The 7,787-nt window shown below is 67.1% G+C and carries 8 protein-coding genes; 3 read left to right on the top strand and 5 right to left on the bottom strand.

Annotated features, from left to right (window positions below):
• Positions 1-138: 138 nt before the first annotated feature.
• The 4 genes from AC1DKV_RS39700 to AC1DKV_RS39685 form a co-directional block, all read right to left on the bottom strand.
• Positions 139-396: a hypothetical protein gene (locus AC1DKV_RS39700; protein WP_477139656.1), complete on the bottom strand. Its 258-nt coding sequence runs from the start codon at positions 394-396 to the stop codon at positions 139-141.
• A gap of 74 nt (positions 397-470) precedes the next feature.
• Positions 471-728, bottom strand: a complete 258-nt coding sequence (locus AC1DKV_RS39695; protein ID WP_441624377.1) for a hypothetical protein — start codon at positions 726-728, stop codon at positions 471-473.
• 501 nt (positions 729-1,229) lie between these two features.
• Complete coding sequence (locus AC1DKV_RS39690; protein WP_441624375.1) at positions 1,230-1,670, bottom strand: DUF4399 domain-containing protein; 441 nt, start codon at positions 1,668-1,670, stop codon at positions 1,230-1,232.
• 159 nt (positions 1,671-1,829) lie between these two features.
• Positions 1,830-2,255: a DUF4399 domain-containing protein gene (locus tag AC1DKV_RS39685; protein WP_441624373.1), complete on the bottom strand. Its 426-nt coding sequence runs from the start codon at positions 2,253-2,255 to the stop codon at positions 1,830-1,832.
• 488 nt (positions 2,256-2,743) lie between these two features.
• Here AC1DKV_RS39685 and AC1DKV_RS39680 point away from each other — a divergent pair, with 488 nt between their 5' ends.
• Positions 2,744-4,690: an SUMF1/EgtB/PvdO family nonheme iron enzyme gene (locus AC1DKV_RS39680; RefSeq protein WP_477139655.1), complete on the top strand. Its 1,947-nt coding sequence runs from the start codon at positions 2,744-2,746 to the stop codon at positions 4,688-4,690.
• A 79-nt stretch (positions 4,691-4,769) separates the two neighbouring features.
• On the opposite strand, the gene AC1DKV_RS39675 is transcribed toward AC1DKV_RS39680, so the two are convergent.
• Positions 4,770-6,842, bottom strand: a complete 2,073-nt coding sequence (locus AC1DKV_RS39675) for a serine/threonine-protein kinase (RefSeq protein ID WP_477139654.1) — start codon at positions 6,840-6,842, stop codon at positions 4,770-4,772.
• Positions 6,843-7,299: 457 nt separating this feature from the next.
• Here AC1DKV_RS39675 and AC1DKV_RS39670 point away from each other — a divergent pair, with 457 nt between their 5' ends.
• Positions 7,300-7,557, top strand: a complete 258-nt coding sequence (locus tag AC1DKV_RS39670) for a hypothetical protein (RefSeq protein WP_441624367.1) — start codon at positions 7,300-7,302, stop codon at positions 7,555-7,557.
• Between the two features lie 46 nt (positions 7,558-7,603).
• Positions 7,604-7,787 (top strand): hypothetical protein (locus AC1DKV_RS39665; RefSeq protein WP_477139653.1); only part of this gene is annotated, 184 nt, incomplete at its 3' end.

Raw genomic sequence — 7,787 nt, 5'->3', positions numbered from 1 at the left:
TGCTCATGGCGTGGGCGTCGAGTTCTTCGGTGACGGACAGGTCTTGGATGGCGATGGTAGTCATGGCAGTTCTCCGGTACTCAGTGATGTGCGAATTCGGTTGGCGCGCTCGGCSGGGCCGGCAGGGCGGCGGCAACATCAGCGATAGATGTTGTTCTGAGCGTTCTGGGTCGAGTTGACATGCGACTTGATGTCGTCCACGAAGGCAGCGTTGTTGCCGTTCATGTTGACCACGTTCTGCGTCTGGCCGATCAGCTGCGAGGCGTTGAAAKTCGAATCGACCTTGACCGAGCTGAACACGGGCATGAAGGGCACGAAGCCGCCGCGCACGCTGCGCATGGCGCGGGCGTCGAGTTCTTCGGTGACGGACAGGTCTTTGATGGCGATGGTAGTCATGGCAGTTCTCCGGTACTCAGTGATGTGCGAATTCGGTTGGCGCGCTCGGCSGGGCCGGCAGRGCGGCGGCAACATCAGCGATAGATGTTGTTCTGGGCGTTCTGSGTCGAGTTGACATGCGACTTGATGTCATCCGCGAAGGCCGTGTTGTTGCCGTTCATATTGACCACGTTCTGGGTCTGGCCGATCAGCTGCGAGGCGTTGAAGGTCGAGTCGAGCTTGACCGAGCTGAACACGGGCATGAAGGGCACGAAGCCGCCGCGCACGGCGCGCATGGCGCCGGCGTCGAGTTCTTCGGTGACGGACAGGTCCTTGATGGCGATGGTAGTCATGGCAGTTCTCCTGGAAGGCGGTTGGCCAGCTGGCCGGGTATCGATTGGGACTTCGGTTCGTTTGCTGCTGAGCATCTTTGCTTCGCTCGGGAGGTACAAACGCATGGAGTGTGCCAAGGCGGGCCATGTCGGCGCGGATCGCCCGCAAACCCAGTCCCCGCCTGGATTTTTTCTTTGGCGCAGCACATGGAACCGGTGCGCGCGMCAGCTGGCACGGCAGTGCGCTGACGGGCGTGGACCAACACAATGGCGCGCGGGTGTTCGCGGGCAACAGACAGCAGCGGAAAACACACGTCAGGGTCGGCACTCGCGGCGACCGGGATTCATGGCGGCGGCGATGGCGGCGCAGGAACGGGAGGAAATGCGGGAAATGAAGGAAGCGCAGAAGGGCGCGGCGGGGAAACGAAGCGCGGGACGATGCCGGGAATGGCGCCGCGCGGCGGCGGTGCGCCGGGCTCTTGTGGCCCGGCTAGCGCAACGCCCCTGGTGCGCCCGGCGAGATCACTTCACGTAGATCGTGATCTTCTTGGAGTAGATCGGCGGATTGTGCGGGATGTGCTTGTCGTCGGCCATCAGCAACTGCAGCGTGTGCTTGCCGGGCGGCAGTTCGATGGTGGTCTCGGTTTCGCCCGCACCGAAATGCAGGTGGTTGCGGTCGTTGGGGATCTCCTTGTCCATCGGTGGCAGATCGGTATCGATGAGCAGGTGGTGATGGCCGCTGTTCGGGAACTTCACGCCGCGCGGCGCCACGCCCATGCCGCGCAGGCCGAACCACACCTTGATCGGCTTGCCGGCCGGCAGGACCTGGTTGTTGTTGGGGAAGCCGATATACAGGTAGGCATTGGGCGGCGCCGGCGTGGGACCGGCCACCGCGTTGTCCGGCATCGCGCCGTTCAGAAGCAGGCTGGCTGCGAGCGCAGCGCCCAGAATGAGCTTACGCATGAACTCTCTCCCGTTKGGTGCCGCCGGGATGGCGGTCCGGGCCTGACAGGCACCGTCAAGCATGAAGCGAAGCGGTCCTGGCAAGGCGCGCGGCCGCAGACGGCACGGTAGTACGGCAAGGCTGTGCAACGACGCCAGGATCTTTTTTGATCGTGCCTCTTATCGAACTGTGATCGTGATCTTCTTGGAGTACACGGGCGGATCGTGCGGCTTGTGATTCGCATCGCCCAGCAGCATCTGCAGCGTGTGCTTGCCTGGCGGCAACTCGATGCGCGCCTCGGTTTCGCCGGCACCGAAGTGGAGGTGGTTGCGGTCGTTGGGGATTTCCTTGTCCATCGGCGGCAGATCGGTGTCGATCAGCAGGTGATGGTGGCCGACGTTGGCCATCTCCACGCCCTTGGGGGCGACGCCCATATTGCGCAGGCCCATGCGCACCCAGAACTTGCCGCCCTCGATCACGGCGCCGTCGGGCGGCCAGATGATGTAGGCCTCGGCATTGGGTGGAGCCGGCGTGGAAAACGAGATCGAAGGCAACGCAGCCAGCAGCGATGCTGCCATGGTGCCGAGCACGGTTCGCCTGTGCATGTGAAAGGCCTCCCTACGACGGTCCGTGCTGCAGCGCGCGTGTGCGCGGCGGCACATGCATGGCAACGCGGCAAGCGCCAGGCGCGCCGGCAAGGCACCGGCGGGGCTTCCTGCACCCTTTTTCACTCTTTCGCGAATTCTCGAAAGCGCGGCGTGGATTCTTGCTCTTGATCAGCGCCCTGCATTTTCGTCATTCAGCTTAGAACGGAAAACCGTAAAAAGATACTTGACGCTACCCGGCCCGCGCCGCACGCGGCGGATGGTGCGCCCGCTGCGCCACCCGGCGTCGCAAAGCACCTCCGGATTCACAATCGCTGTGCTATGGTGGATTGAGCCAGCCCGGTATCGCCAGCGCKGCATCTTGCCTTCGCACGGCAAACCCCGGACCCGGCGCGATGGCCCGGCATCATCGTGTTTCGCCGACCACGTGACACMATCGGCACGCGGCGCGGCGATGAACTTCTGCGCCGTACGAACAAGGCCTGCATATGTGGCGAAAACTCCTTGTCGTGTGCCTGATCGGGTTGGCCACGGCCTTCCCTGCCGCAGCCGCGCCCGGAACGCCGGAGCCAGGCAGCGAGGCGCGCCTGGCGCTCGTGATCGGAAATGCCGCATACGCTGATGCCCCTCTGCCGAACGCCGCCAGCGATGCGCGCGCGATGGGACAGGCCCTCGGAGCGCTCGGCTTCGACGTCATGCTGCGCGAGAACCTCGACAGCGCCGGCATGGCGCAGGCGCTTGCCGAATTCCGGCAACGCCTTGGCAAGGGCGGCGTCGGCCTGTTCTATTTCGCCGGCCACGGCATCGAAGTCGGCGACAGGCCGCTCCTGCTTCCCGTCGACGTGCGCGGCGACGCGCCCCACCGGCTGCTGACCGGCGCGACGGAACTGGGCACGATACTGGCGAGCATGCCGGCGGCGCGCCCGGGCGGGCGCAATATCCTGATCCTCGATACCTGCCTGGACAATCCGTATCGCGGCGCGACGGCGATGCCGCCGGCCGCGCCCCCCGCAACCGTGATCGCCTACGCCACGGCGCCCGGCGCCCGCGCCGGCGACKGCGCCTTCACCGCCGCGCTGCTGCAKGCGATGCGGATGCCCGGGACCGATGCCGAGACCGCCCTGCGCCGTGCCGGCCAGATCGTCAGCCAACAGACCGGGCTCGGGCAGCAACCATGGATATCGTCGTCGTTGCCGGCACCGTTGCGGCTTGCGGCGCGCGTGGCGGCCGGGGATGCCGGCGCCGGTGGCATCGCAGCGCCTGCCGGCGGACCGACACGGGTGTCGCCATTACAATATGCACAGCGCGGCATCCTGCCCAAGGACAGCGACGAGCAGTACGAACTGACCTTCTGGGAATCGATCAAGAACAGCAATTTCTCCAGCGACTACKAGGCGTACCTGAAGGCCTACCCCAATGGCCGCTTCGCACCGCTGGCACGGGCCCRCATCGAGCGCCTGCGCGCCAGCGGCGCCAAGCCCGAGACGGGCACCCCCGCCGCCMCCCCCGAACGGTCCCGCCCGGGGTCCGCGTCGACAGGGCCGTCTGCCGCGCAKGGCACCGTCACGCCGCCCCCGGCACGCGCGCAGAGCGGCAAGGTGCAGGGGCCGGCGAGTGCGYCGGCAACTGCGCCGCCCGGCGCGACGGCCGGTGCCAGCACGCCCGCGCCCGGCTCGCAGCGGGCAGTGGCAAGCGGCGCCGTCACGGTCGACATCAAGCCCGGCGAGCTCAAGGACTGCCCTGCCTGTCCCGTGCTGCACAGCCTGCCGGCGGGCAGCTTCACCATGGGCAGCAACGGTGGCGACCCGACCGAGAAGCCTCCGCACCGCGTGACCATCGGCCAGCCCTTCGCCATCGGCAAGTACGAGGTCACCGTCGAGCAATGGAGCGCCTGCGCCGATGCCGGCGGCTGCCAGCGCATCGCCACGGTGGCCGGCGCGGCGCGCAACGCGCCTGTGCGCGACATCAGCTGGGACGATGCCCAGCAGTACCTGGCGTGGCTGAGCAAGACCAGCGGCAAGGCCTACCGGCTGCCCACCGAGGCCGAGTGGGAATACGCGGCGCGCGGTGGCACCAGCACGCTCTACTGGTGGGGCGACCAGATGCGCAAGGGCACCGCCAACTGCAAGGACTGCGGCGACCCGTGGAACGCCGACACACCGGCCAATGTCGGCTCCTTCGCCGCCAACGGCTTTGGCCTGCACGACATGAACGGCAGCGTATGGGAATGGGTGGCCGATTGCTGGCACATCTCCTACAAGAACGCGCCGGTGGACGGGCGCGCCTGGGACGACCCCGGCTGCAGCGTGCGTGTGATCCGTGGCGGCTCGTGGCACGAAGGCGCGAGCTACATGCTCTCCTCCACCCGCTTCAAGTACAGCGCCAGCGTGCGGCAGTCGCAGAACGGCTTCCGCGTGGTGCGCGACCTGAAGTAGGTCGCCTGAAGTAGGCCACCCGAAGCAGGCCGCCCGAAGCAGGCCGCGGACGGGCCCGGCAGCGAAGCGCGCCGGGCGCCTAGCGCGGCCGGGTGGATATCTGCACGATGTCCGCGCCGATGCGGTCCTCGCCATGCTTGGCCGCCATCGGCCCGAGTTGCCGGTCAAGCGCGCGCAGATAGTCCTGGCGCGACTCCGCTTCGGGCCGCAGCGCGTCGAACAGCGGCGCGGGCGCGGTGAGCAGCACGATCAGCTCCGTGCCGAACGGCTTGGAGATCACCCAGTCGCCAAGGCTGCCGATTGTGGCGCTATAGCTCGCCGGCGCCTGGTTGGCCTTGGAACGGGCGCTCGGCACCATGTGCACGACCTTGCCGTCGGCCATGTAGTAGTCCACGTAGACGTAGGTATCGTATGGCGGCGTGGTGATATCGACGATCAGCGGCGTGCCTTCGGCAAGCTGCCCGCCGGGCGCGCGCGTGCGGATGGTGGCGAGCGCATCCCCGCTGCGGCGCCCCGACCAGTAGGGCGAGACAAGCTTGACCACGTCGCACTTGTCGTCGCCCAGCGGCTGCACTTCCAGGTTCACGCTCTGCACGCCCGGCACCGCGCCCAGGTCTTCCTTCAAGCGCTTGACGCCGAAGCGTTCCGCCACGAACCCGCGCACCTGCAGTTCGTGCTMGCCGTGCGCGGAGGCGGCCAGCAGCGAGCAAGGCGCGCGCGCCAGCACGGCCGCCACGGCAGGCATCGACAAGGCGCGCGGCGGCACGGCTTCCGCGCGCGCCGGCGGTTGCTCGGGTGCCTTGTTCCCGGCGGGGGGCACAGCGCCGGCCGGGGCTTCCGCCTGCGTCTTGACATCGGCGGCGCCGCGCGTGCGCCACGCAAAATAGCCCACGCCGCCCACCACCAGCAGGCCCGCCAGCGAGGCCGCGCCCAGCTTGGCCAGCGACGGCATGCCTGAACGCTCGGCGCCCAGGTCCGCCAGGAAGCGCGCCACGGTCGGCGTACGCGTGGCGCGATCGAACGACAAGGCAGCGCGCAGCGCCCGCCATTGGCCGCGCGAGAGCGTCTTCGGCCGCTGCAGCTTCAGGCCGCCGCTGCGCGCCTGGTTGGCGGAAAGCCGCTCGTACGGGTGGCGGCCGGTGAGGAGTTCGTAGGTCACGCAGGCCAGCGCATAGATATCGTCGCGCGGATCCGGCTCGCTGTGATCGAACATCTCGGGGCTGGCATAGGCAGGCGTCATGCCCCCCAGCGTGCCGGGATCGAAGACGGTGGGATCGGCATCGTCGGCCGGCTGCTGGAACACGCGCGCGATGCCGAAGTCGATCACCTTGACTTCGCCGCTGTCGGTGATGAACACATTGGCGGGCTTGAAATCGCAATGGACGAAGCCGCGCTCGTGCGCGTACGACAGCGCGCGCGCCATCCCCGTGATGATGGGCAGCGCCTTGCCGTAGGGCATGCCGGCGAAATCGGGCGCGCGCAAGATGCGGTTGAGCGATTTGCCCTGCAGGTACTCCATGGTCAGGTAGACCACCGAGCCGTCGCGGTCGAAGTCGTAGACGGTGACGATGTTCCGGTGCGCCAGCGTCTGCGCCTTGCGTGCCTCTCGCTGCAGCGCGATCAGCGATTTCGGGTGACCGCGGAACTGCACATTGAGAACCTTGATGGCGATATAGGGCTTGCGGTCCGAGGCTTCCAGCTTGCGCAGGTCGAGCGCCTTGAAAACCGTGCCCATGCCGCCCACACCCAGGCATTCCTCCAGTACGAAGCGGCCATTGAGCGTATCGCCCACGCCCTTGACGGGCTCGCCGGCCGGGATGGCCTGGCCGCCGGCCGCCGCGACCGAGGCGCCGGCCGAAGGCGACGAAGGCGTGGAAGGCATGGACGCACCGCCCGCCGGGCCGGTCTCCATGCGGGTCTCCTCGCCACCCTCYTCGAACTGCGTGTTGCTGCGGCGCTCGATGCGGCGCAGCACCTCTTCATAGACGCCCGGCGGCAACGGCACGCGCGTGTTTTCCTCGCTGAGCATTTCCGCCAGCTGCCGCGCGCTGGCCTGGTCGGCGGCCAGGGTGCGGTCGATGCGGGCAAATAGCTCTTCGTGCGACAGACCACCGCTTTGGAAGGTTCGTATCAGGTCCGGAATGCTAGGCATCGATGCAGCCGCGACGTAGTAGCGCGAAGTTGCGCATTGAGCGCCCACTCGCCATTCTCCAGCGAGTACCTGCCCACGATGGATACTAGTGCGCACTCATGGCAATCGCAAACCCCCCGTGCATCGCATCAACGGCCGCGCGCGGCGCATGCGCCTCGTGGCAGGCCTGTCTTGCGCCAGGTGTCGTGCGCAAGCGAACACAAGCGGCGACAGTGTTGGCCGCGGCCCGTCAGCCCACGGCACCGCCGGCCCGCCCGCGGGTACGCCGCATGTGCAGCGAAGCAGCCGAAGCCCAGTGCCAGCCTGGCTTTGCGGACAATTTCCGGCGACATGGCCTGCCTTGGCACACTCCATGCGTTTGTACCTCCCGAGCGAAGCAAAGATGCTCGACAGCAAACGAACCGAAGTCCCAATCGATACCCGGCCAGCTGGCCAACCGCCTTCCAGGAGAACTGCCATGACTACCATCGCCATCAAGGACCTGTCCGTCACCGAAGAACTCGACGCCGGCGCCATGCGCAGCGTGCGCGGCGGCTTCGTGCCCTTCATGCCCGTGTTCAGCTCGGTCAAGCTCGACTCKACCTTCAACGCCTCGCAGCTGATCGGCCAGACCCAGAACGTGGTCAACATGAACGGCAACAACACGGCCTTCGCGGAYGACATCAAGTCGCATGTCAACTCGACCCAGAACGCCCAGAACAACATCTACCGCTAATCGTCGCCGCCCCCCCCGGCCATCACTGCATTCAAGGAGCAGCATCATGTCATCCATCACCGTGCGCGACCTCGCGCTGACCCAAGAACTCGACAGCAAGTCCCTGGCCGCGGTGCGCGGCGGCGCCAAYACCTGGATGCAGGGACTGGGCCCGGTGGCCAACGTCAATGTCAACGTCAACCAGAACATCGCCCAGCTGCAGAGCATCAACGTCAACACGCTCAACAACG

This window comes from Cupriavidus sp. 05T41 (assembly GCF_056396525.1).
This window is presented reverse-complemented; position numbering and strand designations above follow the sequence as displayed.